Genomic DNA, 26379 nt, shown 5'->3' with positions numbered 1-26379 from the left:
GATGTGTATAAGAGACAGCCCACGCTCCGTCCGAGTCCCTCCTCTGGCGCCCTCCTCCGCTCCCTCTGAGGCAGCACCTCCTCAGAACCCAGGAGGTCCATGACTTGTGACAAGACCTCCCACGCAAGGCGAGCCCCTCCTGACAGGTCCTGGACGCTTCGGCTTCGGCGCTTGACACCTCCCATTCGTAAAGCCGAAAATCAAGACATCGCCTTAAAAATGGCAGGCTCGAAGACAGAGGACCCACCATGGCCGGGCACCCCACCGCCGATGAGCTGATGAAGCGCCTGCTGACCACTCGCGAGGCTGGCGACACCAACCACGCCAGCCCGGAGCAGCTGCGACTGCTGCGCGAGCTGACGCGGGACGCCCCCACCTTCGCGCCCGCGCTGCTGGAGCTGGCGCGGCTGCTCCAACTCGCGGAGGAGCCCGGCGTGGACCCGGAGGTCGCCTTCGCGGAGGTGCAGCGGCTGCTGGAACAGTCCGTCTCCGTGTCGCGCCGCAACGCGGTTCCGCTGGTGGAGCTGGGCTACTTCCTGGACGTCATCCGCAGCCGCGAGGACGACGCGATGGCCCTGTGGGAAGAGGGCTCCAACCAGGCCCTGAAGACGCTGGAGCAGGCGTGGGCCGGCATGCTGCGGAGCCTGGGGGATGCGCGCACGAAGGAGTCCCTGGAGAAGGGGCTGCGGCTGGCGGAGCGCGCGGAGAAGGTCTTCCCGGACTCGCCGCGGCTGTTGGACGAGGTGGCGCAGGTGCGCGAGTACGCACGACAGGACGGGCTCTTGAAGCCGGCCTCGGGGGCCTGAAGCAGCGGCCGGGGCGGACACTACCCATGAGGTGACTTCCCGCCGGAGGACGACCATACTCTCCGAGTGAGTCCGCGGGCCCGTCGGGTCCGTCCGTCATGAGGAGAGTCGCCATGTCGCCCCCGTCGTCCGACGCCTCCGCCCAGCCGCATGTGCTGCTGCGCTCCGGTCGCGCCTCATATGAGCTCGTCAAGTCGCTGGGCGCCGCGCACCACGGGGAGCTGCTCCTTGCGCGCCGCCGCTACGAGTCGGATTTCGGAGGCTACGCGGTCATCAAGCGTCCACTGCGAGCCGAGGCCGCGCACCGGCTCCTGGAGGAAGGGCGGCTCACCGCGCTCCTGCACCACCCGAACGTGGTCAGCGTGCATGACCTGAAGGGTCCCGATGACGCGCCCGTGCTCGTCTTCGAGCACACCCCGGGACACCGGCTGGACTCGCTCATGGAGGCCTCCGCCCGCGCCCACCTGCCCTTCACGGAGGGCTTCGCCCTCTACGTCGCCGCCGAAGTCGCCGAGGCGCTGCACCACGCGCACACCCTCACCGACGAGCACGGCCGGCCGCTGCGCGTCGTCCACCGCGACGTCGGTCCCCACAACATCCTCATCACCGAGCACGGCGCGGTGAAGCTGCTCGACTTCGGCGCCGCGTCGTCCACGCTCTCCGGCGCTCCGGAGGCGCAGGAGCACCCCACCAGCCTCGCCTACGCCGCCCCCGAGCACGTCGCGCGGCAGGCGTTAGACGGACGCGCGGACCTGTTCAGCCTGGGGCTGGTGCTGCTCCAACTGCTCACCGGCCGACACCTCTTCGAGGGCGCGGACCGCTTCGAGGCGGAGCGCCGCCAGCGCCGCGAGCGGGCCCTCTCCCAGGACAGCGCGGAGGAGGTGCACGCGCTGGACTCGGCCATGCAGGAGGCCGTCAGCCTGGCCGCGGCGCGGGAGCTGCGCCGTCGCATCCGCGCCTACAGCCGCGAGGACCTGGAGGACGCGCTGCGCGCGGTGCCCGTGGCCTTCCAGCCGCTCCTGCGAGGCACCCTGGCGCCCGAGCGAGAGGAGCGCTTCGGCACCGGCGCGGAGCTGGCGCGCACGCTGCGGCTGTACGCGCGCCGCGCGGGGCTCGTCTTCGGACGCGCGGACGCGCTCGCGGAGGTGACGGGCCTGAGGTACGCCTCTCTGCGCGTACAGGCCGGGGAGTCTCCCGAGGAGGTGCTGGAGGACAGGCTGTTGCCGGAGGAGGACCCCGCGAGCTGATCCCCGCACACCCCTTGTTTTTCGGAAGCGTGCGCTGGCGAACACCCGCACCGTCCCCGCGAGGACGTATCGACGCGGTGCGGCTGGCAGGACTGAGACTTCGGTACGAGTCTCAGTCTCCATGTGCACGCCAAGCCTCGTCCTCCTGGTGGAAGACCACGCTGACAGCCGGGAGCTCCTGGAGGAGTTCCTGACGATGGAGGGCTTCGCCGTGGAGACGGCGGGCAACGGCCAGACGGCGTGGGAGCGCCTGCGACGTCCACCCTGTCCGGACGCGGTGCTGCTGGACTTGATGATGCCGGTGATGAGCGGGTGGGAGCTGATGCGCCATGTCCGCGAGGACGCCACCTTGAGCGCCATGCCCGTCGTCGTCGTATCCGGCGCCGGCAGCAGCCAGCCCCTGCCCGACGGTGTGCAGGCCGCCGTGCCCAAGCCGGTGGACCTGTGGGAGCTGCGCGCGACGCTCGCCCGCGTGGTGAACGCCGCGGGCTGAGGGGCTGACGACTCAGGCCGGCGGAGGCGCGCGCGGGAGCGTCACCTGGAAGACGGTGCCGTGCGCCTCGGTGGAGGTCACCTGGATGCGGCCCCCGTGGCCCTTCACCACCTGCTCGACGATGTAGAGGCCCAGGCCCAGGCCGCCGCTGATGCTGCTGCCCTGGTGGCTGCTGGTGGCGCGGCGGAACGGGTCGAACAGGTGGGGCAGCGCCTCGGCGGAGATGGGCTCTCCGGGGTTGTGGACCTCCAGCCGCACCTCGTCGCCCAGGTCCGTCAGCGTGAGGGTGACAGGCGCATCCGGCTTGCTGTACTGGAGCGCGTTGCCGCCCAGGTTGCTCACCACCTGGAGCAGCCGGTCCGCGTCCCACTGGCCGTCATAGCGGCCCGCGCCGCCCTCCACCCGCAGGGAGCGCTCCGGCCACGCGGCCTCCAGCTCCTCCACGCCCTGGCGCACCACCGCCCGCAGGTCTCCCGGCGTGCGCTGGATGGGAATGCCTCCGCCCAGCCGCCCGCGCGTGAAGTCGAGCAGCTCAGAAATCATCCGCGTCATCCGCGCGCTGGAGCGGGCGATGCGCGTGACGAAGCGGCGCTCCCGCTCCGCGAGCACCTCGCTGTGGAGCAGTTGCGTGGTGGACAGGTGGATGGCGTTGAGGGGGTTGCGCAAGTCGTGGCTGACGATGGCGATGAGGCGCTCACCGAAGCGGGCGGCCTGGAGCGCGGCCTCCTGCGCGCGGCGGCGCTCGGTGACGTCCGCCAGCGTGGCGACCCCGGCGATGAGCGCTCCGTCCCTGTCGCGGATGGGCGCGCTGGAGACGAGCACCGTGAGCGTCCGGCCGTCCGCGTGCTTCAGCATCGCCTCCTCTCCCTGCACCACCTCGCCCGTGCGAAGGGTGCGCGCCAGCGGCCACGCGTCCGGCGCATACGGCGCCCCTTCCAGATGGCGGGCGCCGTAGGCACTGGTGAAGGTGTCCACGTTGGACATGGGCAGGAAGGGACGTCCGGTGAGCTCGGAGACCTGCCGGTTGGCGAGCACCAGCCGGCCGCTGGGCGCGTCCGCGATGAAGACGCCCGCGGGCAGTTGCTCCAGCACGGCGGCCAGGCGCGCGCGCTCCGATTCGATGGTGGACAAGAGCCGCTGCCGGTCCGCCTCCACCACGCGGCGCTGGGTGATGTCCAGCACGGTGCCCACGCGCCGTGACACCCGCCCCGTCTCGTCGCGGAAGGCGGTGACGTGGGAGAAGGCGGGGAAGCGGCTGCCATCCTCGCGCAGGTGGAGCGACTCGTACTCGTGCGAGAGCTTGGAGTTCGCGGCGGTGGCGTGGCGCGGGAGCATTCCACGGGCCTCGGGGGCAATCGTCGTCTCCAGCGGCCGGCCGATGAGGCTCTCCGGCGTGGTGCCGTGCATGCGCGCGAAGGCGGGGTTGACGTCCAGCATCGTGTCGTCCTGGGCGGACACCACGACGACGCCGACGCCCAGGCCGAAGAAGACCTCCTCCCAGCGCCGCAGGCCGGCCTCGCTCTCGCGCAGGCGAGAAAGGGACGCCTCCGCCTCCGCGCGGGCCTGGGCCTGGGCGACCAGCGCGGTGGCGCGCGACGCCATGGCACGGAACAACAGGAGGTCCTCCTCGGACAGCTCGGTGCTGCCACGGCTGCCCATCAGGGCCACGCCGATGAGCGCGTCGTTCAGGACGAGCGGGACGCCGTACAGCGCGCGCACGTCGGCGGTGCGCACCACGGCCGAGTGGGCCCGCTCGTCGAGGCTGGCGTCGTGCACCAGCAAGGGCTGGCGTGTGGCGGCGATGGTGCCGGCGAAGCCCTGCCCCACGGACACACGCCCACCTACCTCCACGCCCTCCCCCACGCCTATCTCCACGCGCAGGGTGTCCTCGCCGTCGCGCAGCAGGACCGCGGCCACGTCCACCGCGGGCACCGTGTCGCGCAGCACCTGGAGCAGCCGGAGCAGGAAGCCCGCCACGTCGGGGCTGCCCAGCGCCGCCGCGCTGATGAGGTCCATGGCATGCAACGTGCGCTCGCGCGCTCGGGTGTAGCGACTGACGGCGGAGGCGACGGCCTCGTCCATCGCCTCGTGGAAGATGCGCTCCTCCTCCGGACGGGGCGTCGGGTGGCCGCGCGCGGACCACAGGCGCAACACGCAGCTTCGCAAGAGCCGGTACTCGGCGACGACCTGCCGAAGGTCGAAGCCCCCGCCCAGCCGCTCCAGGGCGTGGTCGTCGCTGATGGCCTTCAGCCCCGCGGCCAGCTCCGAGTCGGGCCCGCGCATCATCGCCGAGATGATTTCCAGCAGGTGGGGCAGTCCGTCGCGCAGCGCGGGGCGCGCCAGGGCCTGGGCCGCGGGAATGGAGCGGACCTCCGCCTCCCACGCTTGCAGGATGGTGTCGCGGTTCTGAAGCAGGAAGTCAGCCAGGGGGATGGGCAAGGGCGTGTCGGAAGGAGTGCCCCGGGGCCGGGCACGAGGTGCGCGTGGATTTAGGGCACTCGCCCGCCCGTCTACAACCGAGCAGAAGCCTTGCGCCATCCAGGCCACACTTCATTTCGTGTCGACATCCCCGAAGGCTCGCGGCGACTGTCGCTCAATGTGACGACGCGGGCGCCATCACATCCGTGAGCCGCAGCAGGCGGTGCTCCTGCTCCAGCAGGTAGTGCACGCGGAAGCCGGAGCCCAGCACCACCAGTCCCACTTCCTCCGGGAGCAGCGGCCCCTCGAGTGGCAGTCCGGCGGCCAGCGCGGCCAGCTCCCCCTGGAGTTGCTGCCGGACCGGGGCCGGACACTTGTCGAGCGTACGCAATGCAGGAGGCGCGAGCTGAAGACGAAGAGCCATGGTCCTACTCAGGGTGACCACCTTGGGCGTGGCCAACAAGACGTGCCCAGGGTCAATGAGACTGGTGCTCTTCCAACTTCCACGAATCTGGACTTCCCGCGCGCCGCCGTGCGTCACCTCTCCGGCTGTCTTCCACCGAACGGGCCCCGCTGCGTCCAACAGGCGGGAAATGCTGGCGCGCGGTATCTGAAACAGGTCTCTTCCCCCCGGCACCATGTCTCAGGCCCTACGTCACCTGCTCCTCGTCGAGGACGACCCTTCCTGGCGGTCACGGCTGGCCGATGCGGCCCACGCGGAGGGCGTCGCCGTGAGCCACGCCTCGGACGGCGTGGAGGCCCTGGACTGGCTGCGCACGCGGCCTCGCGCGGGGCACCCCGACCTCATCCTGTTGGATTTGGTGTTGCCGAGGATGGATGGCTGGGAGCTGTACGGGCAGCTGCGCACGGATGCGCGGCTGCGGCACCTGAATGTGCTGATGTTCTCCGAGTCACTCAGCGGACAGGAGGTGCCGCTGGGTGGCGTGGTGGGCTATCTGCGCAAGCCCCACGTGCCGGAGGCGATGCTGACGGCGCTGCGCTCGAACCTCCGGTATCCGCCGGAGCTGAGCGCGCGCGAGTCCTCCGGTCCGTATGCGCTGAGCCTGGCGGAGGACGTGGCGCTGCCGCTGCGCCTGTTGCCGCATTCGGTGGGGCACGCGGTGCGCATGCACCTGCTCCACGCGGCGGAGCTGGTGGGCACCGAGCTGCCCATGGCGTCCACGTGGCTGATGGCGCTGCCGGGCACGCCTCCCGCGCTGATGGTCTCCGTGGAAGGCGTGCGGGTGGTGCTGGAGGTGGACGACGAAGCGCGCGTGCTGCGCGGCACGTCGGTGGACCTGCCCGCTCACCTGCTCAAGCCGTCCTGACGACGCGGCTCACGAGGGCCCTCCGTTGCGCACCGTGCCGTGCTCCAGGTCCAGCCACAGCAGGCGGCCGCGGGGGTCGAACACGAGCAGCGCGGTGGAGGTGAGCCGAACGCGTGGGAGCTGCTCATCCCCGTCGGTGGTGAAGGTGAACCGCGCCCGGAGGATGTCACGCGCGTCGAACAGGCGGACGCGCCAGACCTCGTTGACGAACACCAGCTCCGCGCGCCACGACTCCGAGAGGAAGCCCTTCACGCGCTCCAGGGACTCCTGGTCCGCGGGCAGCGCCGTGGCGAGGCGGGACCCCAGCGGCTTCACCCACAGCCAGTCCGCGTCGGTGATGCGGGGGTATTCGCGGTCGCTGAAGTGGACGGAAGCGCGCACCTCGCCATCGGCGGTGAGGGCGCAGGAGAGGAGCAGGACGGAGACGCCTTCCCGTCGGGGCATGAGCGAGTCGCGCGCGCGCAGGGTGGGACCGTTCCCCAGCTCGTAGACCCAGCGCTCCGCGTCGGAGGTGACGAAGCACACGTGCGTCTCGCTCGCGGCCAGCCAGGCGACGAGCCCCTGCACCTCCGACACGCGCCACAGGGCACGCGGCTCGGGGGCCTGGGCATCCAGCATCATCACCGTGTGCCTGGACGCGACGAACCACACCTCGCCGTCGTAGGTGGGGGCCCACGCGTTCATGGACACGTCGCACCACGTGGTGGCCCGACGCCGCACCACGTCCACCCGGGACACATGGTGCACCTCGCCGCGCGGGGCGACAGCCAGCACCCGGTCTCCATGGAGCGAGGCGACCAGGGAGAAGGCGGGCACGTCGAAGTGCGCGAGCCTCCGGCCCTCGGCGCTCATGAGGACGGCGCCCGCCTCGCCCAGCGCGAGCAGGAGCCGGTCTCCGGGGAGCGCCACCGCGTCGTGGATGGGGAAGGGTCCCGCATCCGCGAGTGAGGCCGTCGCCATCACCAGGGTCCGCCGGGTGTCGTGGACCCAGGAGGACTGGGCTGGAGGGACCAGCGCGGGCAGGTCCGCGCGCAGCGCGCCGTCCGGCAGGCCTTGGAGGAGCTGGGGGATGAACTCGAAGAGGAAGTGGGCCCGGCCCAGGGAGCGGTCCCGCAGGAGGGCGCGCGCGGTGGGGACGAGCACGGCGGCGCGGGCCGCGGACACAGGCTCTTTCAGCAGGGCCTGGGCGAAGGCCAGCCGCTCCGAAGGGCCCTGCGAGGAGTCATCGTCCAGCAGCGCGAGCACGCGAGGGCGCGCCGCTTCCAGCCCTCCCTGAATCGAGCCGACCCACAGCGCCAGGAGCCGCGCGCCACTCACGCCGCCCACCTCCGCGCCGCGCTCCAGCCACTCGCGCGCCTGGGGCCGAGCCTCCTGCACCGGCCAGATGGCGTGGACGGCCTGGGCCCAGTTTCCCGCGTCGGCGCGTGACTGGCCCCAAGAGAGGCGCAGCGCGTTCGCCTCGGTGGGGTGCGTGCGCTCCAGGCGCAGCACGGCGTCCGCGAAGCAGTTGTGGCGCCGGGCGATATCGATGGCGCGCCGAAAGTCCTTCGCGAGGAACCACTGACGCACCACCAGCCCGGGTGGCAGACCACGTCCTTCGGCCAGTTCGGCCGCGAGCTTGAAGCGCCCGTGCCGCTCCAGGAAGGCGACGGCCTCCTCGTGAGCGCCGAGCAGTTCGGAGAGGATGAACGCGGCCTCGTCGATGCGACCCTCGCGCTCGAAGCGCTGCAAGGCGGCGCGGTAGCGCTGGCGGAGTGCCTCGAAGAGCGCGTCGCCTCCAGCGAAGGTCGAGGCCGGACCGCGCGGTCCGAGCTGGAGCTTGAGTTCCTCTCTCGGCCCCGGCAGGCCGAGCGCCTCGCGGGTGTTGGCGGTCAGGTTCCCACCCAGGGGGATGGCATGGCGCAGCGCTTCGTGAAGGTCGCCGCCCTCGAACATCTCGAAGAGGCGGCGCAGGTACTCCGCCTTGCGGCGCCCGAGAAGGTCCCCCAGGGGCGTGTTGCGCACCAGCCATTGGGACAGGCGCGACAGCGGCCCGGGGCCCGGCGGAGGACCCGAGGGCTGGGGCGATGTGGGGCGAACTCCCGCTCCGCTTCCGGGGGCCCGCTGCGTCCCCGAGCGAGAACGAAACACCGCCCACAGACGGCTCAACAGAGATGGCGTCCTCGGAGTCAGGGCATTGCGCCGCGCGCCAGAAGTGGAGGTGCCCTTGCCGTCCCCCGAGGGCAGCGCGCCCGCCGTGGAGGACGCACTGCCCAGCCATGCCGCGAGGAGTCCGAGCCACCTGCCGACGATTCCAGGGCCCTCGCTTCCCGACGTCGCCCCGCTCGACACTTTCGACGATGCTCCCCACAGGGCGCGCAGTCGCGACAACATCCCGGCGCGCGCACCCACGACATCACCACGAGGACCCGAGCCCCCGGCGGACGACCTCCTCCAGGCGGAGCGCAGCCGCGCGAGCAATCCCGGACGCCTGGCCACCACGACCTCGGGCGGAGGAGCGCGCCCCTCCATCCGCGCCATCACCACACGTGCTTCTCGCGACGGCTCTGGAATGGAGCCACCAAAGAAGGCGCGGGTGACGGGTGCCATGGGCTCGACGGCGGAAGCCACGGGTGGTGGTGGCGCCCCCAACCCCTTCGTGGGCAGCACCGTCCACTCGGACACGTCGAACCACGAGGACAGGTCCACGACGCGCGCGCCCGACAGCGAATGCACCTGGGCGTGGCCCGCGCGCACGAGCACGAGCGAATCCCTCGCCGCGCCCAACCGTCCCCACTCCGACGCGGTCAGCGGCGCGGAGGTGAGCACACCGCCTTCCAGCGTGAGGGGCAGCCCCGGGCTCGACGCCGTCGAGACGCGCTGCACGCGCGGAGACCGCAGCAGATATCCCCCCGCCACGAACAGCACGGACATGCCCGGCGCCCACAGCGCCATCACCCGACGCCGAGCCACCTGCTCGCCGAGCAGCTCCGGGTCGAACCAGAACGCCGAGGCATTCACCGTGCCCCGGTGCACGTGCTGGCGCGGCGCGGTCCTCGCGTGCGCGAAGTTCCTCAAGAGCCCTCCGCCGTCGCGCGATAGCGCACCTGTCCGTCACGAAGGTCCAGCAACACCATCTCCCCGGTCTGCGTGAGCAAGCCGAGCAGCGACGTGGCGTGGCTGGTCTCCGCGTGCACCACCGGAGCCGAGGCCCGAGTGAGCACGTGGTGCTCCTTCGCGCCGAACCACGACAAGGTGCGCTCATCCGGTCCCAGCACCACCAACCCGGCCTGCCCCGGAGCGCCGTGCCAGCAGCCCACGCCGACCACGAAGAAGCCTGGAGGCACCATGATGTCCTGGACGGAGCCCTCTAGAAACAGTCGCCACACTCTCGGCCCGTGACTCATCGCGAGCAACCCCGAGTCCCCAGGCACCTTGACTCCGACCGCGTGACCGAAGAAGGCCTCGCCCCCTCGTGCCTCCAGCACCGTGCTCGTCGACGCGTCCGGCCCCACGACATGGAGCGTCGTCCGCGCGGGCGAGGGCGGCCCCTCCGAGGGCGCGATGTAGACAGGCTTGCAGACATTGGGCGGATTCGGAGACACGGGATACAAGCCCCGCAACCCCGTGCCCACGGGGACGCTGGGGCCACTCCGGACGTAGACGAGCTTGCCGTGAATCCGAGCCATCGCCGTCACCGAGTTGTCCAGCGCCATCAACTCGACCTTGTGCTCGGCCTTGACCAGATAGACGAGGAAGAGTTCTCCGGTCCGCGTCAGCAGCAGGACCGACTCTCCATCGCGGTCCCTCCACGAGAACAGCCGGCCGAGGCCTGAATGCGCGGCGGGGCGCTCCGACGCGTGGCCCGGCGTCCACCGCTCGGTCACCGGGCGCCGCTCACTCGCGTCGGCCCGGGGAGGCTGGGACTTGAGCGTGCCGTGGAGGACATAGCGGTCCGCCCGCTCCATCAACGCGAGCAGTCCACCATTCGAGCGCCACCCCGCGGCCAGCATCAGATGACCGGGCTGGAGCTTCATGCGTCGAGGCCGAGGTGCGGTGGAGCTGACCGAGTCGGGAATCGCCATCGCGGACACGCCGCCGTCGGAGTGGAACATCACGAGCCGGAAGCCGTCCGCCGAGAAGTGGAACGAGCTGGCCTTCGGACGTCCGGCCATCGACACGGGCTTCGCGACGCGACTCTGGAACGGGTCCCTCAGCAGACGGATGCTGTCGTCTGGAGGCGGCAGGTCCAGCACGATTGAACGCACCGGACGGGAGGCGGGACGCACGTCCACGGTGAGCTTGCGCTCCTCGGGGACCAGCACCTCCGTCACCTCGATGCGGGACATCGACTGAGCACCGGGCAGCCGCGCGAGGCGAGCACTCCCCACCAGCCACGTCTCTTCCGGAGCGTCCCCCAGGGACAAAGCCGCATGCCATGCGGCGAGTCGCTCGGCGGCGGGAGGCTCCACGTCGCGCGCGGCGAGCCAGGTGAGCAGCACGCTGGGAGTCACCTCGGAATAGGTGCCGCGCTCGGGCGAGGCCTGAAGCACGCCCCACGCGAAGGAGGCTCCGGCTGCCTGGGCACGGCGGGCCATGACGATGAGCAGCGCGAGGTGCGCGATGCGGGGGTTGCCGAGCTGGTCGGGCCCCGCGTCCAGCAGGACGACGATGCGGCGCGCACCCTGGGGCTGGCGGAAGGCGGGCTTGAGGAAGGACAGCTCACCGTAAGCGGCGCGACGCACCAGCTCGTCCGGAGCTTCCAGGGCCCACAGCCATTCACTGACGAGCAGCCGGTCGAAGGAGCCCCGGCGAGTGATTCCGTCATAGCCCTGGGGCTCGCCACCCTCTGTCTCTCCACGCGGCCGCAACGTCCCCATCGCCGCGGACAGCCGGGCCACGAACGGCCCCAGGTGCACGGCCAGCTCCTCGGGGAACAGCGCGAGCGACTCCGCCCACGGGCGCAGCGCGGGAGGCAGCGAGCTCAAGACGCCCCGTCCCTTCCCGCGACGGCTTCCTCGCCAGCGAGCCACGCGACGAGCGTGGCGCGATGCACCGGCCGAGCCGAGGCCACCGGGACGAGCTGAAGCGGGCCTGGAAGCACGGCGAGCGGCGTCGCGGTGTTCCCCACCAGCGCAAGCAACGCACGCTCCAGCAACGAGGCCACCACGTCAGGCGCGAGCGCACAGGGCAGCAGCAGTGACGGCGCGGTGCTGTCGCGGCCCAGGTACAGGACACCATCCACCCAAGGCAGGGACTCCGCTGCGCCCAACAGCACGAGGACGCCCTGCCCCGCGACACCGCGCCACGCGCCCAGCCTCGCGTCGTCCTCCTGAAGAGCCCGTCGCGCGAGCACGCGCGCCACCTCTCCCACGCCGACGACGGCGAGCGGCTCCATCGGCTCCGCGCGCGGTCCCCAGCGAACCGACAGGGCCCCCTGACTTTCACTGCTCATGACTCCACTCCACCGCCCTCTCGCACGTCTTGAAGACCTGTCCCTCACGTCGTCGACGCGGACCACGCCGCCACGACATCTCCGGTCAAGAGAGCCCGGCGCCGCGAGCCTCCAGCGACACCGGAGACACGAGCGCGAGCGCCTCCGTGAGCCCGGCGCGCAGGACCTTCAGGTCCTCGGTGAGGAACTCGGGAGCGAAGCTGGCATCCATCTCCCGCGCCACGCCCTCCAGCTTGAGGTGCCACGCGGAGAAGGCCTCGGCGTCGGTGTCACTGGGCCGCTCGGCGAGCAGCACCTGCCCGGCCTGGGCGATTCGCTGCGCCCGAGCCCACGGCCCCGCGCTGGCCTCCAGCGCCGCCGCCGAGAGGGCCGGGTTCTCCGTCGCCGCGAGCAGCTCCCGCAGCACATCCCGCGCGAGCGCCTGTCCTTCCTTCGTCGGCACCGCGTACACGAGCGGCCACAGGTCCGCGGTGCTCGGCACCGAGCGTCCCGCGAGCACGGCCGCCGCGGCCACCAGACGCTGCACCTTCACCGCGCGCCGGTCCGACAGCGCGAGCCCCGCCCCGCGAAGGGAGCGCAGCGCGTGGGCCAGATGCGGACGCACGGGCGCCAGGTCCGCCTCGCGCGCCGCCTGCGCGAGCACATCCAGCGCCTCCAGCGAGGCACGGCGTCCCGAACCGTCGCCCCACAGCGAGGCCCCGCCCGCGAGCAGGTCCTCCAGTCGCGGGTCCGGCACGGGCTCGACGAAGATGCGCGCCAGGAAGCGGTCCGCGAAGGCGGCGAGCGACTCGTCCTCCGGCAGTGCATTGGCCGCGCCCACGCAGACGCGCAGCGGGCAGTGCATGCGCGTGTGGCCCCGGCGGAACGTCCGCTCGTTGAGCAGGCCCAGCAGCGTGTTCAGGATGGCGGTGGAGCCGAGGAAGACCTCGTCGAGGAAGGCGATATCCGCCTCGGGCAGCATGCCCGTGGTCTCCGTCTCCACCAGCCCCTCGCGCAGCTTGCGCAGGTCCACGGGGCCGAACAGCTCGGAGGGCTCGGTGAAGCGGCCCAGGAGGTACTCGAAATACGAGCCGCCCAGCGCGCGAGCGGTGCGGCGGACGGCCTCGCTCTTCGCGGTACCGGGGGGGCCAATGACCAGCAGGTGCTCCCCTGCGACGGCGGACAGCGCGATGAGCTCCACCATGGCCTCGCGCTCGACGAGTCCCCGCCCCGCGTCGGAGAGGGCGTCGCGGACGGCGCTGGCCGCGGCTTCAAAGGTGACGGACATGGACGAAGCCTAACCGCCGGACTCCACCGGCGCGAAGCGCACCCACCCCCCACGAAGGAACACCAGCGGACGTCCACCGGCCTCGCGGTGCCGGGACGCCTGCCTGGCGATGGGGGTGGGTGCGAAAACGGGACGACCCTTGCGTGACGGAGGGCGGTTTGCTTCATGACATGGCATCCCACTTCATGCTCCGGGCGCGGGTCGGACATAGACTGCCGGCCATGAAAACGGTGTCGAAGTGGGTGGCGGTGGTGGGCGTGCTGGGCGTGGGCACCCAGGCGGTGGCGGACGGCTGGAATGGCTATGCCTCGCTGGGCGCGGGCATCTCCCTGGACCACCTGAGTGACTTCCGCGCGAAGGGGCCGGCGCTGCATGCCTACCTGGGCGTGGAGTCCCCGCCGGGGTTGTCCCTGGGCCTCCTGGCCGAAGTCTCGGAGACGTGGGGCACGGAGCTGCGAGACGCGGCGAGGGAGGACCGGTTGGAGCGCACCCAGTTGGACTACAAGGCCGTCGGAATCGAGGCGCGGCTGCGTTTCTTCCGGGACAAGCCCATCACCCCCTGGGTGGGCGCGCGGCTGTCGAAGAGCTGGGGCAGCACCTTCACGCCGGACGAGTTCGGCAACTTCCTGCGGGAGAACGTGGACACCACGAGCATGGCGTTCCGCGTGGGAGTGGATGCCTGGTTCAGCCAGCGCTGGGGCATCTCCGCCGCCACGGCCTTCCAGTTCTGCGACGTGAAGCTCACACGGGACTCAGTGGACGAGTGCGCCAAGCTGATTCAGTCGGTGATTGTGGGCCCGGTGCTGCGCTTCTGAGACACCCGCGAGCGCACTCGACTGATGCGCCGCGTGTCTCGGCCGGTGTAGAAAACCGGGGGTGAGCGAGAGCTGGGAGCAGCGAGCACGACGCGAAGCGCGGGAGATGGAAGCCGCCATCCAGAGCGCCTTCGCGCGAAGACAGTCGGACCTGGAGCTGCGCGCGGAGCTGGAGTCGCTGGCCCAGAGGCCACGCTTCCGGAGCTTCCCCTGGCTGTGGGGACCGGCGCTGAACGCGAGGGACCGGGTCCTCTTCCGTCCGCTCATCCTCTCCTGGCTGATGCCGGCCAACGTCACCACGAGCGGGAAGCTCTTCGACCCGTGGAAGAGCGAGTACACCGCCGCGCTGGAGACGTGGCTGAACGATGCGGACCGCGCCGACGATGTGGCCGTGTTCCGCAAGCTGTACAGCTGGAAGCTGCAGGGGCTGGGCAAGAAGCAGGAGCCGGTGTGGCGCGAGGACGTCGCGCGGCGCTTCCGGGGCGCGAAGATGCGGAGCGCCCGGCACCTCGAGTTGAGCAAGGTGGAGCAGCTCCACCTCCGGCTGGATGAGGCGACAGCGCTCGCGCTGGACGCGGTGGACCCGGAGGCGGCGCGCCCTTTCATCCGTCAGCACCTGCCCTTCCCGGGGACCACCTGGTCCCGGCCGAAGAAGCCGATGCCGATGTGGAGCACCTACCGGGAGCGCCTCTTCGCCAGGGGAGACATGGAGCAGGCGTGGACGGTGTATCGCCGGCTGGTGTCCGATGAGGCCTGGCGCGAGGACGCGCTGGCGCTCACCCAGTCCATCCAGGAGCCGGAGGCGCTGGTGCGCGCGCTGGACGAGCATCATCCGGAGTTCGCCCCCACCGTGGCAGCCCACGTCTTCGTGGAGTTGGTGGAGCGGCGCGGGCGCGACGTGGTGCCCTATGTCCTGGAGCACCTGCGCTCGGTGTTCCCGCGCTGGGCGGGCCTGGGGAGCATCAACGGGGCGAAGAACGCGAAGGCGCTGCCGGAGTTGCTGGAGCTGTGCCGGGTGCGCGGCTGGGAGGACGTGTGGAGCGCGGCGCTGCGCACCTCCGCGACGGAGGAGACATTCGACACCGAGGTGCGCAAGCTGGTGAAGGACGCGGACCGGGACGAGCAGGTGGCGCGGCGTCGGCTCCTCCAGGTGGCGGGGGCGGGGGCCGAATGGAACCTGCCAGGGCTCGGCTTCGCGAGGGTGTTGCCGCTGACGGACGCGACGGCGGTGGCGATGTACGAGCGCTTCCCGGAGCTGGTGCGCGGCCCCTTCCGGATGCACGTGGCCTCCGGCTGGCACGCGGCGTACCCGGAGCTGGTGGCGCGAGTGTTGGAGCGGCGCGACGAGGAGCTGCTGGATTTCATCGCGAGCCGAGCCGCCACGCAGCCCGTGCCCGAGCATGGCGCGAACAAGCGACAGAAGGAGTGGACGCGGGTGTTGGAGGCGCTGGCGACGCACTACGAGGAGCTGCCGAAGGAAGGCGGCGTGTTCGCGCGTCGGGCCGCCAACGCCCTGGGGGCGGTGCCCGCGTTCTCCATCTGGGATTTCGACGGGTTGTTGTCGCGGAACCGGCTCGCGCGGCTGTTCTTCCAGCGCTCGGATGACTTCTACCTGGCGGACCCGCTGGCGGTGAGGGACTTGCTGGAGGCGCCGCAGATTCACGTGCAGGCGCTCGCGTTCCGACTCTTGGGGCGGGACTCGGCGCGCGCGAGTGCGCTGGCGATACTCAACCTGGACCTGCTCCAGGCCACGCTGTTGAGGCCCCTGCACCGGCGCACGCGGCTCGCGGCCTTCGGAGCGCTGGCCAACGCCGCGCTGAATCACGAGGACACCGCGAGGGTGCTGTTGCCCCGGATGCGTGAAGCCTTCGCGCTGCCGGACAAGCGCTATCCGAAGGAGGCCCTGGTGGAGCTGCTGGCGAAGGTGCTCACGCGCTGGCCCGAGCTGCGAGGCCCGTCGGAGGTTCCCCGAGTCTTCTCCGCGACCACGAAGGAGGCCGCGCCATGACGGTGGTCGACCTCCTCTACGCGACGCCGTCGGTCTTCGAGTCCACGCGGGAGCGTGCGTTGCTGGGCTTGTCGGCGGACCAGCATCGCCCGGTGCGCTTCCACGCGAAGGTGGCGAAGGACGTGCTGCCGATACGACTGGCGCTCCAGGCGTTGGGGCAGCTCATCTGGCAGTCGGACGAGTGGAGCTCGGAGTGGATGGGGGGATTGATGGACCCCATCATCACGGTGCATCCGGACCGGGTCTTCTTCGAGGCGTTCAGTCAGGACCAGAGTTCGTACGGAATGGTCATCGTGGACCGGAGCCGCTTCGAGCCCGAGGGCGAGGTGCGCTGCGGCACCACCAACGTGGACTTCACGGCGTGGCTGTGGGCGGCGCTGGCGGAGATGCGCTCCAGCCGGGAGACGCACCTGCGAGTGGGGGCGGAGGGCTTCGAGGTCCGCACGAAGGGCTCGGGAGGACGCTTCGAGCAGAAGGTGGAGGTGCCGGACGAGTGGGTGCGAGGCTTCCTCCAGCTCCAGGGCGGCATGGCGATGCCGGGCACGAAGCTGACGGTGCGGCCGGTGGACCTGCTCTCGGCGGTGCGCCACCTCACCTTCACCAAGGCGAAGGTGTCCCCGCGAGCGCTGCGCTACGTGCTCACGCCGGGCCATGACGCGAAGCTGGTGCTGGAGCCGTGGGAGCACGAGGTGCCGCTGCGAGGAGCGACCCATGGCGCCACGGAGCCGCGCACGGTGCGCACGTGGGGCCGGAGACGACTGCGGTTGCTGGAGCCGTTGCTGCCGTACGCGGACAAGGTGGACATCTACCTGAAGGGCCGGGCGCTGCCGCACTTCTACGCGGTGCACCTGGGGCCGGGCGTGCGCTTCGTGCTCGGGCTGTCGGGATGGACGGCGAACCGGTGGACGGGCACGGCGGGGATGGACCTGTTGCTGGAGCCCGAGCAGGACAGCGAGCTGATGGAGCGGGTGCTCGGGTTGTTGCGCGAGCGCGTCCACGTGTCCACGGAGGAGGTCGCGCAGGCGTTGGGCGTAAGCAAGGCACGAGCCGCGGGGGCGCTGGCGGGGCTGTGCGCGGCGGGGCGGGCGATCTTCGACGTGGAGGCGCGGAGCTGGCGGCACCGCGAACTGTTCACCGCGCCGGTGGACCTGGGCCGGCTGTATCCGCCGGATGCGAGGCGCGAGGAGGCGGAGCGCCTGGCGGCGGCGGACGCAGTGAAGGTGACGTCGGAGACGACGCGAGAGACACGCAAGGTGCGCAAGCTGCCGACACCCGAGGGCGCGGTGGTGCGCGAGGTGGTCTACCGCGACTGGGTGGTGCACGGGCACGTGGGGACCCAGCAGGACGTGGAGCTGGTGTTGAACGACGAGGACCGGCTGCTCTTCGGCAAGTGCGGCTGTGAGTACTTCCGTGAGCACCTGATGAATCAGGGGCCGTGCGCGCACCTGCTGGCGTTGCTGCGATTGGCGAAGGCGCGGCGCAAGGAGCTGGCGAGCTCGGTGCCGGCATCTGCCGAGGCGCTGACGGTGAGCGCGGCGGAAGCGGCGGCGCGGAGGCCGAGGAACGCCGACACGGACGATGACACCGACGCGGACGACACCGAGGCGCTTGACGAGGACGGCGGCGATGACGATAACCGGTGATGCTCTCGGGAAGGGCCTGGGCTCGCGGATGAGCCGTCGGTGCCGTGGTGTTTCGCCGCGGCGGTGTTCTGTCTCCTTCTCTTCTCCAGGGTCCCTGCGTACGGAACGCAGGGAGCCCCGGGTCCAGCGCCTCGCAGGTCGTCCCCTGGCCCCTCCCGGAGCACCATGAGCTGGCTCGATTGGTTCAAGGGGTTGTTCTCCCCCAAGCCGGTGACTCGCGATGTCTCACGGTTGGATGCGCCGTTCGAGCGCGACGCGAGCGACCGTCCACCCGACGTGGTGCGCGAGACGGTGGCCACCTCGGGACCGCTGAAGCCCGGCCACCTGCGCCAGATTCTGAGAGACGCGCGGCTGCTGCCCAAGGGCAAGCGGGTCTACACGAAGAAGCGGAAGCGGCTCTTCAGCGCGCTTGAGGCGCGGCGTTTCTTCTCCACGGCGTTCCGGACGCGGAATCGGAACGTGCGCGACTTGCTCCCGGACGAGGCACAGCTCGCGCGGTACGGGCTGCCCGTGTGGCGCACGGAGGAGGACGTGGCCACTGCGCTGGGCTTGTCGGTGGGACAACTGCGGCACTATTCGACGCACCGGGCGCAGGAGCGGGTGTCGCACTACGTGACGTTCACCGTGCCGAAGCGCTCCGGAGGCCAGCGGCTGTTGCATGCACCGAAGCGGAAGCTGAAGGCGATACAGCGCCGACTGTTGGACGTGCTGGTGTCGAAGCTCCCGGTGAGCGAGCAGGCACACGGCTTCGTGACGGGGCGCTCCATCAAGACGGGAGCGGCGCCGCACGTGGGCAAGCGAGTGGTGTTGAAGCTGGACCTGAAGGACTTCTTCCCATCCGTCACGGTGAGCAGGGTGCGAGGGCTGTTGTTGGCCTTCGGGTATGGCTATCCGGTGGCGGCGACGCTGGCGGTGTTGATGACGGAGGCGGAGCGTCAGCGGGTGGACGTGGAGGGGACGGTGTTTCACGTCCCGGTGGGTCCGCGAGTCTGCGTGCAGGGCGCGCCAACGAGTCCGGGGCTGTGCAATGCGGTGCTGACGCGGCTGGACCGGAGGTTGGCGGGGCTGGGGCGGCGGTATGGCTATGCGTATACGCGCTACGCGGATGATTTGACGTTCTCCGGGGATGACGTGGGGGCGCTGGAGAAGGTGCGAGCGCTGGCCGCGAGGTACGTGCGGGAAGAAGGCTTCGAGGTGAATGCCGAGAAGACGCGCGTGCAGCGCAAGGGTGGGCGGCAGCGAGTGACGGGCGTCACGGTGAACGAGGGGCTGGGGTTGTCGCGAGAGGAGCGGCGGAAGCTGCGGGCGATGATTCACCAGGAGGACCGGGACGGTGGGGATGCGAAGCGGAGCGCGCGCATCGACGGGATGTTGGCGTATGTGGGGATGTTGAATCCCGAGCACGCGTCTCGCCTCGCGAGGCACCGCAAGCCTCGGGGTGGGTGAGTCGCTGGACGGATTGATGTGTGTGATTTCACAACCCCGCACAAGACATTGAGGGGTTTTCCACTGCGGGGAGCGCGGGTGCGTTGTGGCGTGAGGAGGTGACCCTTTACACCGGGCGCCCCACCCTCACAGGAGTTGCGCCATGGCGACCGCCACCCGCTTCGCATTCACGCAGCCGAGCTCACCTGGGACCGAGTTCATCATCGAGTTGACGGACGACAAGACGATCAACCATGCACGGAAGATTCTCTCCGGCCAGGAGACGAACGAGGTCCACGTGCATGGGCGAATCATCAAGAGGATGCAGCCGTACAATCCGAAGTTCTCGTTCCATCTGGACCCGGCGACCATCCAGTTCTTCTCGATGGCCATCGAGGTCTGCGACGCGAACATGGTGTACGTGGAGGACCACCTGGACGAGGCGGGAGGCGCCTTCCTGCCGGGCAGCCACTGGTGCCCGTGGGACTCCAGGCTCACGCGCGAAGTGAAGTAGCGAAGGGCCTCGACGGGCCTCATGCCTCGGTTGAGCGCGGCTAACGCGTTCCGAGGGTGAGGCCCCGAGAGGATGAGGGCCAGGCGCTACAGTGGATGGTCATGAGTGACCTTCCATCCGTCCCGAAGCCCGTCGCGCCGCGCTGGCTGTATCTGCACGGGTTCGCATCGGGGCCCGACTCGGCCAAGGGAGTGGCCGTGGCAAGGCACTTCGAGGCAAGAGGCGTGCACGTCGCGAGGCTGAACCTGCGAGTCCCCTCGATGGAGCAGCTCCGGTTGAGCGCGATGCTGGAGACGGTGCGAGCGGCGCTGGGAGAGAAGGAGGACCGGGCAGTGCTCTTCGGCTCCAGCCTGGGAGGCCTGACGGCGGCGAGAATCGCGGCGGAGGACGCGAGGGTGTGCGGGCTGGTCTTGCTGGCCCCGGCGTTCCACGTGGTGTCGCAGTTGCGCAAGCGGATGGGTGAGGCTGCGTGGGGGCACTGGAAGACGTCGGGTTGGATTGAGACGGACGACTTCGCGGAGAAGCGCAAGGTGCGCATCCACGCGGGGTTCATCGACGATGCGGAGACGGTGGACGCGCGCACGGGAGGCTGGCCGGACGTGCGAGTGCCGACGCTGTTGATCCACGGGACGAAGGACGACACCTGCGACATCCGTTACTCGCGCCAGTGGGTGGAGGGGCGAAGGAATGTACGGATGGTGGAGGTGGATGACGGTCACGAGCTGACCGCGTCCCTCCCGCGAATCCTCGCGGAGTCGGAAGAGTTCCTGCGTCCCTGGGGGGCGTGAGAGACAGGGACTCAATCCAGGGACATCGAGCCGAGTCCTCACTGCGCCCCCCAGAGAACTTCGAACCGTGACGTGTCAGCCGATGCTGGCATCCTGAGTTCGGCCGTCGAGGGTACCCCCTGAACTGGAGGACGCGGATGAAGGCCCGTTGGGTCGTCTGGTTGTTCCTGGCACTTGCCAGCGTGGGCTGCTCCGCGGCACGAGTGGTACGACTGGAGACAGCGAACGAGCCGACTCTCGTGCACACTCCCATCATTGAAGATGATGCAGGGCCCGTGGAGCTTGACGGCGACGAATTCGAAGAAGCGGTGGCGGTACTCGCTCGTGATGTGCGGGTCTTCACCAATCCCCTTCGCGAAGCCCGCCAGCTCTTCGGGGTTCCTGAGAGAAGCGCGGTGTATCAGTACGAGAGCAGAGGCCCACGTCTCATCCCGCTGAAGGAGGATGATTCATCTGAGGGTCTGCGGCTCCTGGAGTCCTATGCGGATGAGGAGCTGACACAATCCTATGGCAAATGGTGCGCACGCAAAGACCAACCAGGCGACTGCCTGCATCTGCTTGCCGAAGGCCCTCTGCTCGCCAGTGATGGCAAGTACTCGCTGGCCATGGCCATCGCAATGAGCTCCGTGTGGGAGGAGACGGCCGAAGCGTTGGAGGACATGGCCGACCCACAGGCGCTCCTCGCGACGGTGACCGCCTCTGTCAGCATGTACATGCTCCTTTGGACGCTGCCCGAACCTTTCTCGAAGGGATTGGCGTCCCTGCTGACGGCTTCGGCAATCGCCTACCTGGGTGTGGATACGGTGTGGCGGATTCTCAATGGTTGGATCTCACTGGTGCGCCAGGTAGATCGTGCCACCAACTTCGCTCAGCTCAGTGAGGCTGGTGAAGCGTATGGGGAAGTCCTGGGAGAGAACGCCGCGCGCATCTTCGTCATGCTGGCAACGGCGGCCATTGGGGGCACCCTCGGCCTGACTGCGAAAGCATCGGGACTGCCGGGCTCCGCGCAAGCGGCACTCGCTGTAGAGACACAGGCGGGCTACCGCTTCGTGGCGATTGGCGGCGTGCGGTCCGTGGCGCTGACGGCCGAAGGATTCACCATCGCGCTGGCCCCCAACGCGGTGGCGATGGCGGCCCGGGGAATGAGTGACGGTCCCACGGAGAATCATCACCTCGCCACGAACAAGAATAGTGTCTCCAAGGCACGTGGTGGCCCCTGGACACCCAAGTTCGAGAAGATCTTCCGGAAGGCGGGGATGGAGCTGGATGACGTGGAGAACATCGTGTCCCTCCAAGGTCACAAAGGGCCGCATCCCCAGGAGTACCACGACCTGGTCCACGAACGCCTCTACGGCGCGACCCTCCATTGCCGTAAGGTTTCGGAGTGCAGGGAAGTCCTGACGAGGGCCCTCAATAGACTGGCGGTGGAGGTCCGCACGCCAGGAACACGACTGAACCAGCTTCTCACCAAGAGTTCATTGCCCTAGATGCCCGCCATGTCCCAGCGCTTCTTCAGGTTGAAGGAGGATGTCCATGCTCCAGGCCGTTGGCATCTCGATGACCCTACGGACCGTCATGGGCGCGAGGTGGACGACCCGCGAGATTTCAACGCAGGGCACCCGGTTCCTGTTGAAGGGCGACTGAAGGTACCCATTCAGCATGCAGGGAAGCCGCTGGACTTCACCTTGACGGCGCTCAGCGTTCCCATCGTCCACATCAAGGTCGCGGAGATCTTCACGGCGCTGGCCCCTGGCGACGTACAGCTCATTCCCGTGGACATCCAAGGTCACGCGGACCAGTACCTCATCCTGGTGGCAACAAAGCTCATCCACTGCATCGACGAGAAAGCGTCCGCGGTGCAGTTCTGGATGCCGGAAGACGGCCTGCCGGAGAAGGTCGGGCAGTACTACGCCGTCGACGACCTGCACATCGACCCGACGAAAGTGGGAGAGGCCAGGACGTTCCGCACGGCGGGCTGGCCGCTCGCCCTCATCATCCACGAGGACATCAAGGAGGCCCTGGAGCGGGCCAAGGCTACAGGCCTGACGTTCACCCGGGTGTAGCTTGCGCGAAGACTCCTCACGATCCTCGCGGTCACGAGGAGCAACGCGACTCCTGTCGGCGGACTTTGAGGCCAGCCAGTTTCAATTCACGCTCCTCGCGGTCACGAGGAGAGACTGCGCCAACGCGGCACGGAGGCGGGCACCAACGCGTTTCAACCCACGCTCCTCGCGGTCACAAGGAGCGACCGTTGTACTTACGCAGCAGGTAAGAGGCGTGCTCGTTTCAACCCACGCTTCTCACTGTCACGAGGAGCGACTCGACCGGCTCCGGCTCGATCAAGCTTCTGGTTTCAACCCACGCTCCTCGCGGTCACGAGGAGCGACGCACCACCCAGAGGTGGCTGCCGCCCTGATCGCAGTTTCAACCCACGCTCCTTGCGGTCACGACGAGCGACGCCGTCTCGACTGCGCGTCGGACGCGAATCCCTTGTTTCGACCCACGCTCCTCGCAGTCACGAGGAGCGACTCGACCGGCTCCGGCTCGATCAAGCTCCTGGTTTCAACCCACGCTCCTCGCAGTCACGAGGAGCGACGTCCGTTAGCGCGACGTGCAGCACCTGGTGGCGGTTTCAACCCACGCTCCTCGCGGTCACGAGGAGCGACGACGTCAGCGTCCCGGCCCCCATGGGCGGCGAGTTTCAACCCACGCTCCTCGCGGTCACGAGGAGCGACCTCGTACCACTTGGGGGCGGCATTCCGACTGCCGTTTCAACCCACGCTCCTCGCGGTCACGCGGAGCGACTCCAGGTCGCGCACGTACCCGGGCTTCTGACGGTAGTTTCAACCCACGCTCCTCGCGGTCACGCGGAGCGACCAATGACTCCCGACGCGGCCTTGACGTTCGTGGTTTCAACCCACGCTCCTCGCGGTCACGCGGAGCGACCTCGCGGCGGGAAAGCTCCTCTGCTGGAGCGCCACGTTTCAACCCACGCTCCTCGCGGTCACGAGGAGCGACCTGCGTCTGGCCCTCCGTGGCGATTTGGACGCCACGTTTCAACCCACGCTCCTCGCGGCCACGGGGAGCGACGCGTCCGACCCAGAGCTCCGTGGTCCGGTTGTTGGCATTTCAACCCACGCTCCTCGCGGTCACGAGGAGCGACCTGCGCGACTTGACGGCTGACAGCGCTGTGAAATTTCAACCCACGCTCCTCGCAGTCACGAGGAGCGACTGCTCGACGCGCTCCTGCCGGTGCTGACGCGCTGATTTCAACCCACGCTCCTCGCGGTCACGAGGAGCGACGCAGTACCGCCAGACCATCGCGACGGCCAAAGAGTTTCAACCCACGCTCCTCGCGGTCACGAGGAGCGACCAGCGACTTGACGAGGCCCGAGTGGTCGTCCTCCGTGTTTCAACCCACGCTCCTCGCGGTCACGAGGAGCAACCGTACACGATGTAGCAGTCCCGGAGGGCCGCGTAGTTTCAACCCACGCTCCTCGCGGTCACGAGGAGCGACCGGAGCGCTTCGCTGGCGGCGCGGGAACACGTGGTTTCAACCCACGCTCCTCGCGGTCACGAGGAGCGACCCTGACGACTACTGGGGCCCACTAATCTGAATCGGTTTCAACCCACGCTCCTCGCGGTCACGAGGAGCGACTGCGGAACCTGCTGAAGTACGTGTTCTTCACCGCGTTTCAACCCACGCTCCTCGCGGTCACGAGGAGCGACAAGAGTCGACGTTGATGACGATGGTCCCGTTCCGGTTTCAACCCACGCTCCTCGCGGTCACGAGGAGCGACCATGCCCACGTTGGGCAACGCCACCGCGCCAGCGTTTCAACCCACGCTCCTCGCGGTCACGAGGAGCGACTGCGGGTGCGTTGGCGCTGCTTCGTGAGAATCTGGTTTCAACCCACGCTCCTCGCGGTCACGAGGAGCGACCGGCCGGGCACTACCTCTTCTACACGGACGAAGAGTTTCAACCCACGCTCCTCGCGGTCACGAGGAGCGACTGAGCCACCGTCGCCCCAACTGCGTCGCATTGCTGTTTCAACCCACGATCCTCGCGGTCACGAGGAGCGACGACGGACGCCAACGACAGGGACCCTGCCGGGAACCCGTTTCAACCCACGCTCCTCGCGGTCACGTGGAGCGACTGGACCACCACCTGCTCCAACGGCACGCCGCCGTTTCAACCCACGCTCCTCGCGGTCACGAGGAGCGACCACTACGACAGTCTCACGATTCGACTCCGCGAGCTGGTTTCAACCCACGCTCCTCGCGGTCACGAGGAGCGACGAGAACGGCGTCTTCCTGGCAGGGCTGGACGTGTTTCAACCCACGCTCCTCGCGGTCACGAGGAGCGACAACCGTGCCCTCCAGATGCTGAAGTTGGCGAGCCAGTTTCAACCCACGCTCCTCGCGGTCACGAGGAGCGACTTCAACTCCCGCTCCAGGTGGGCGCGATCTGGTGTTTCAACCCACGCTCCTCGCGGTCACGAGGAGCGACCTCGGTGGGGCGTGCCCTGGGGCGCTTGTGGAGTTTCAACCCACGCTCCTCGCGGTCACGAGGAGCGACCGGCAGAGCAGCAGGATGTTCTGGTCCATGGACGCGTTTCAACCCACGCTCCTCGCGGTCACGAGGAGCGACTCGTCTGCCTCTTGCTGTCCGCGCGCCCACGATTCGTTTCAACCCACGCTCCTCGCGGTCACGAGGAGCGACACAGCGACTACGTCTGTAGCAAGCTCGGGACCCGCGTTTCAACCCACGCTCCTCGCGGTCACGAGGAGCGACCTGGGTGCGCGTCAGGTCCGCCTGGAGCTCGGCCTGTTTCAACCCACGCTCCTCGCGGTCACGAGGAGCGACTCACCTTCCATGGGTTCGGGCTCACAGACATCCGGTTTCAACCCACGCTCCTCGCGGTCACGAGGAGCGACGACCCGGGCCGCGAGGGACGAGCTCGGTGGCCTCCAGTTTCAACCCACGCTCCTCGCGGTCACGAGGAGCGACGGTTCGGTGCGCTCGCTGCAAGGCGTCTCGGCGGTTTCAACCCACGCTCCTCGCGGTCACGAGGAGCGACTCGGCCCCTGACGGGTGGGCGAGCGTCAAAACGGTGTTTCAACCCACGCTCCTCGCGGTCACGAGGAGCGACCTCCAGCCGGTTGCGCACCAGCCAGATTTCCTCGTTTCAACCCACGCTCCTCGCGGTCACGAGGAGCGACTTGGTGCAGACGACAACGTGGCTCCCACCAATGGTTTCAACCCACGCTCCTCGCGGTCACGAGGAGCGACCTCACCCAGTCACCCGCGGAGTCACCATGTTCGGTTTCAACCCACGCTCCTCGCGGTCACGAGGAGCGACTGGGGCTCGTTGACGTCCCCGCGCGCCAATGCATCGTTTCAACCCACGCTCCTCGCGGTCACGAGGAGCGACCCACCGCCGAGGAGGAGCGCGCCAGGCGCGAGAGGTTTCAACCCACGCTCCTCGCGGTCACGAGGAGCGACTGACACGCCATGCGGACCTCAATGGGACTGCGGGTTTCAACCCACGCTCCTCGCGGTCACGAGGAGCGACCCAGCGCTGCGCCCAGCCGGACGGCGTGTCCTTGTTTCAACCCACGCTCCTCGCGGTCACGAGGAGCGACCCGGGCGATGAGCGTCTGCTCCGTGTCCCGAGCGTTTCAACCCACGCTCCTCGCGGTCACGAGGAGCGACCTGGCGCGCCCATGGTCCTTCGTCTCGCACGGCAGTTTCAACCCACGCTCCTCGCGGTCACGAGGAGCGACGCCCCGACGGCCTGCTGGAGTGCTCCGGCAGGCAGTTTCAACCCACGCTCCTCGCGGTCACGAGGAGCGACTCACCGGCCGTCGATACCTCATCACCGCCGCGCAGTTTCAACCCACGCTCCTCGCGGTCACGAGGAGCGACGTTGAGGTGGCCAGTGGCCGCGTCCCAGCGGCGGTTTCAACCCACGCTCCTCGCGGTCACGAGGAGCGACAGCGCCCACGCGCCGAATTCCATGCGCCACGCGTCGTTTCAACCCACGCTCCTCGCGGTCACGAGGAGCGACGACGGAAGATGCGCACGTTCGCTGAGCAGTTCGAGTTTCAACCCACGCTCCTCGCGGTCACGAGGAGCGACAGACGGCAGTGGGGACGGCGCAGGCGGCTGCGACGTTTCAACCCACGCTCCT

General features: G+C 69.2%; 18 protein-coding genes and 1 CRISPR repeat array (1 of these 19 only partly in view). Of the genes, 12 read left to right on the top strand and 6 right to left on the bottom strand.

The annotated features are described in order from the left end of the window. The first annotated feature begins 248 nt into the window (after positions 1-248). From HUW62_RS13900 to HUW62_RS13890, 3 genes are all read left to right on the top strand, one after another. Positions 249-806: a hypothetical protein gene (locus HUW62_RS13900; RefSeq protein ID WP_163869964.1), complete on the top strand. Its 558-nt coding sequence runs from the start codon at positions 249-251 to the stop codon at positions 804-806. Positions 807-919: 113 nt separating this feature from the next. After that, entirely contained in the window at positions 920-2053 is a 1134-nt protein-coding gene (locus tag HUW62_RS13895) for a protein kinase (RefSeq protein WP_163869963.1), read from the top strand. Between the two features lie 121 nt (positions 2054-2174). Further along, the gene (locus tag HUW62_RS13890) at positions 2175-2546 is read left to right on the top strand and encodes a response regulator (protein WP_176434722.1); all 372 of its coding nucleotides are present in this window, start codon (positions 2175-2177) and stop codon (positions 2544-2546) included. Between the two features lie 12 nt (positions 2547-2558). Here the strand turns inward: HUW62_RS13890 and HUW62_RS13885 are convergent, their stop codons facing one another. Both HUW62_RS13885 and HUW62_RS13880 read right to left on the bottom strand, forming a co-directional pair. Further along, positions 2559-4985, bottom strand: a complete 2427-nt coding sequence (locus tag HUW62_RS13885) for a PAS domain S-box protein (RefSeq protein ID WP_255203414.1) — start codon at positions 4983-4985, stop codon at positions 2559-2561. A gap of 154 nt (positions 4986-5139) precedes the next feature. Then, a complete protein-coding gene (locus HUW62_RS13880) occupies positions 5140-5388 on the bottom strand; it encodes a hypothetical protein (protein WP_176434720.1) in 249 nt (82 codons plus the stop codon). Positions 5389-5602: 214 nt separating this feature from the next. Here HUW62_RS13880 and HUW62_RS13875 point away from each other — a divergent pair, with 214 nt between their 5' ends. Beyond that, the gene (locus HUW62_RS13875) at positions 5603-6292 is read left to right on the top strand and encodes a response regulator (protein ID WP_163869960.1); all 690 of its coding nucleotides are present in this window, start codon (positions 5603-5605) and stop codon (positions 6290-6292) included. A gap of 9 nt (positions 6293-6301) precedes the next feature. On the opposite strand, the gene HUW62_RS13870 is transcribed toward HUW62_RS13875, so the two are convergent. From HUW62_RS13870 to HUW62_RS13855, 4 genes are all read right to left on the bottom strand, one after another. Further along, entirely contained in the window at positions 6302-9349 is a 3048-nt protein-coding gene (locus HUW62_RS13870; protein WP_176434719.1) for a bpX6 domain-containing protein, read from the bottom strand. Continuing rightward, the gene (locus HUW62_RS13865; RefSeq protein ID WP_176434718.1) at positions 9346-11259 is read right to left on the bottom strand and encodes a hypothetical protein; all 1914 of its coding nucleotides are present in this window, start codon (positions 11257-11259) and stop codon (positions 9346-9348) included. The genes HUW62_RS13870 and HUW62_RS13865 overlap by 4 nt, the downstream gene beginning before the upstream one ends. Beyond that, positions 11256-11726 carry a hypothetical protein gene (locus HUW62_RS13860; protein WP_176434717.1) on the bottom strand — a complete coding sequence of 157 codons (471 nt, stop codon included), beginning with the start codon at positions 11724-11726 and terminating at the stop codon, positions 11256-11258. Before HUW62_RS13860 ends, HUW62_RS13865 begins: the two co-directional genes overlap by 4 nt. 85 nt (positions 11727-11811) lie before the next feature. Then, positions 11812-12993, bottom strand: coding sequence for an AAA family ATPase (locus HUW62_RS13855; protein WP_163869956.1), 1182 nt, complete (start codon positions 12991-12993; stop codon positions 11812-11814). A 221-nt stretch (positions 12994-13214) separates the two neighbouring features. Between HUW62_RS13855 and HUW62_RS13850 the strand changes: the two genes are divergently transcribed. The 8 genes from HUW62_RS13850 (at position 13215) to HUW62_RS13815 (ending at position 22249) form a co-directional block, all read left to right on the top strand. Beyond that, on the top strand, positions 13215-13808 hold the full coding sequence (locus HUW62_RS13850; protein ID WP_163869955.1) for a porin family protein: 594 nt from the start codon (positions 13215-13217) through the stop codon (positions 13806-13808). Between the two features lie 61 nt (positions 13809-13869). Continuing rightward, complete coding sequence (locus HUW62_RS13845; RefSeq protein ID WP_176434716.1) at positions 13870-15816, top strand: gliding motility protein; 1947 nt, start codon at positions 13870-13872, stop codon at positions 15814-15816. Continuing rightward, entirely contained in the window at positions 15813-17459 is a 1647-nt protein-coding gene (locus HUW62_RS13840) for an SWIM zinc finger family protein (RefSeq protein WP_176434715.1), read from the top strand. The genes HUW62_RS13845 and HUW62_RS13840 overlap by 4 nt, the downstream gene beginning before the upstream one ends. Before the next feature lie 165 nt (positions 17460-17624). Next, positions 17625-18905, top strand: a complete 1281-nt coding sequence (locus HUW62_RS13835; protein ID WP_176434714.1) for a reverse transcriptase family protein — start codon at positions 17625-17627, stop codon at positions 18903-18905. A 142-nt stretch (positions 18906-19047) separates the two neighbouring features. Continuing rightward, the gene (locus tag HUW62_RS13830) at positions 19048-19398 is read left to right on the top strand and encodes a calmodulin (RefSeq protein WP_176434713.1); all 351 of its coding nucleotides are present in this window, start codon (positions 19048-19050) and stop codon (positions 19396-19398) included. Positions 19399-19499: 101 nt separating this feature from the next. Further along, positions 19500-20186 carry a YqiA/YcfP family alpha/beta fold hydrolase gene (locus tag HUW62_RS13825; RefSeq protein WP_163869950.1) on the top strand — a complete coding sequence of 229 codons (687 nt, stop codon included), beginning with the start codon at positions 19500-19502 and terminating at the stop codon, positions 20184-20186. 137 nt (positions 20187-20323) lie between these two features. Beyond that, on the top strand, positions 20324-21673 hold the full coding sequence (locus tag HUW62_RS13820) for an AHH domain-containing protein (protein WP_176434712.1): 1350 nt from the start codon (positions 20324-20326) through the stop codon (positions 21671-21673). Between the two features lie 9 nt (positions 21674-21682). Further along, a complete protein-coding gene (locus HUW62_RS13815; RefSeq protein ID WP_176434723.1) occupies positions 21683-22249 on the top strand; it encodes a DUF1629 domain-containing protein in 567 nt (188 codons plus the stop codon). 8 nt (positions 22250-22257) lie between these two features. Next, positions 22258-26379: a CRISPR direct-repeat array (repeat unit 37 nt; unit sequence GTTTCAACCCACGCTCCTCGCGGTCACGAGGAGCGAC) (it continues 587 nt past the right edge of the window).

This window comes from Myxococcus sp. AM011, from assembly GCF_013372595.1.
Classification (GTDB): Bacteria; Myxococcota; Myxococcia; order Myxococcales; family Myxococcaceae; genus Myxococcus; species Myxococcus eversor.
The sequence above is the reverse complement of the archived record's forward strand: the minus strand, read 5'-3'. Positions and strand labels throughout refer to the sequence as shown.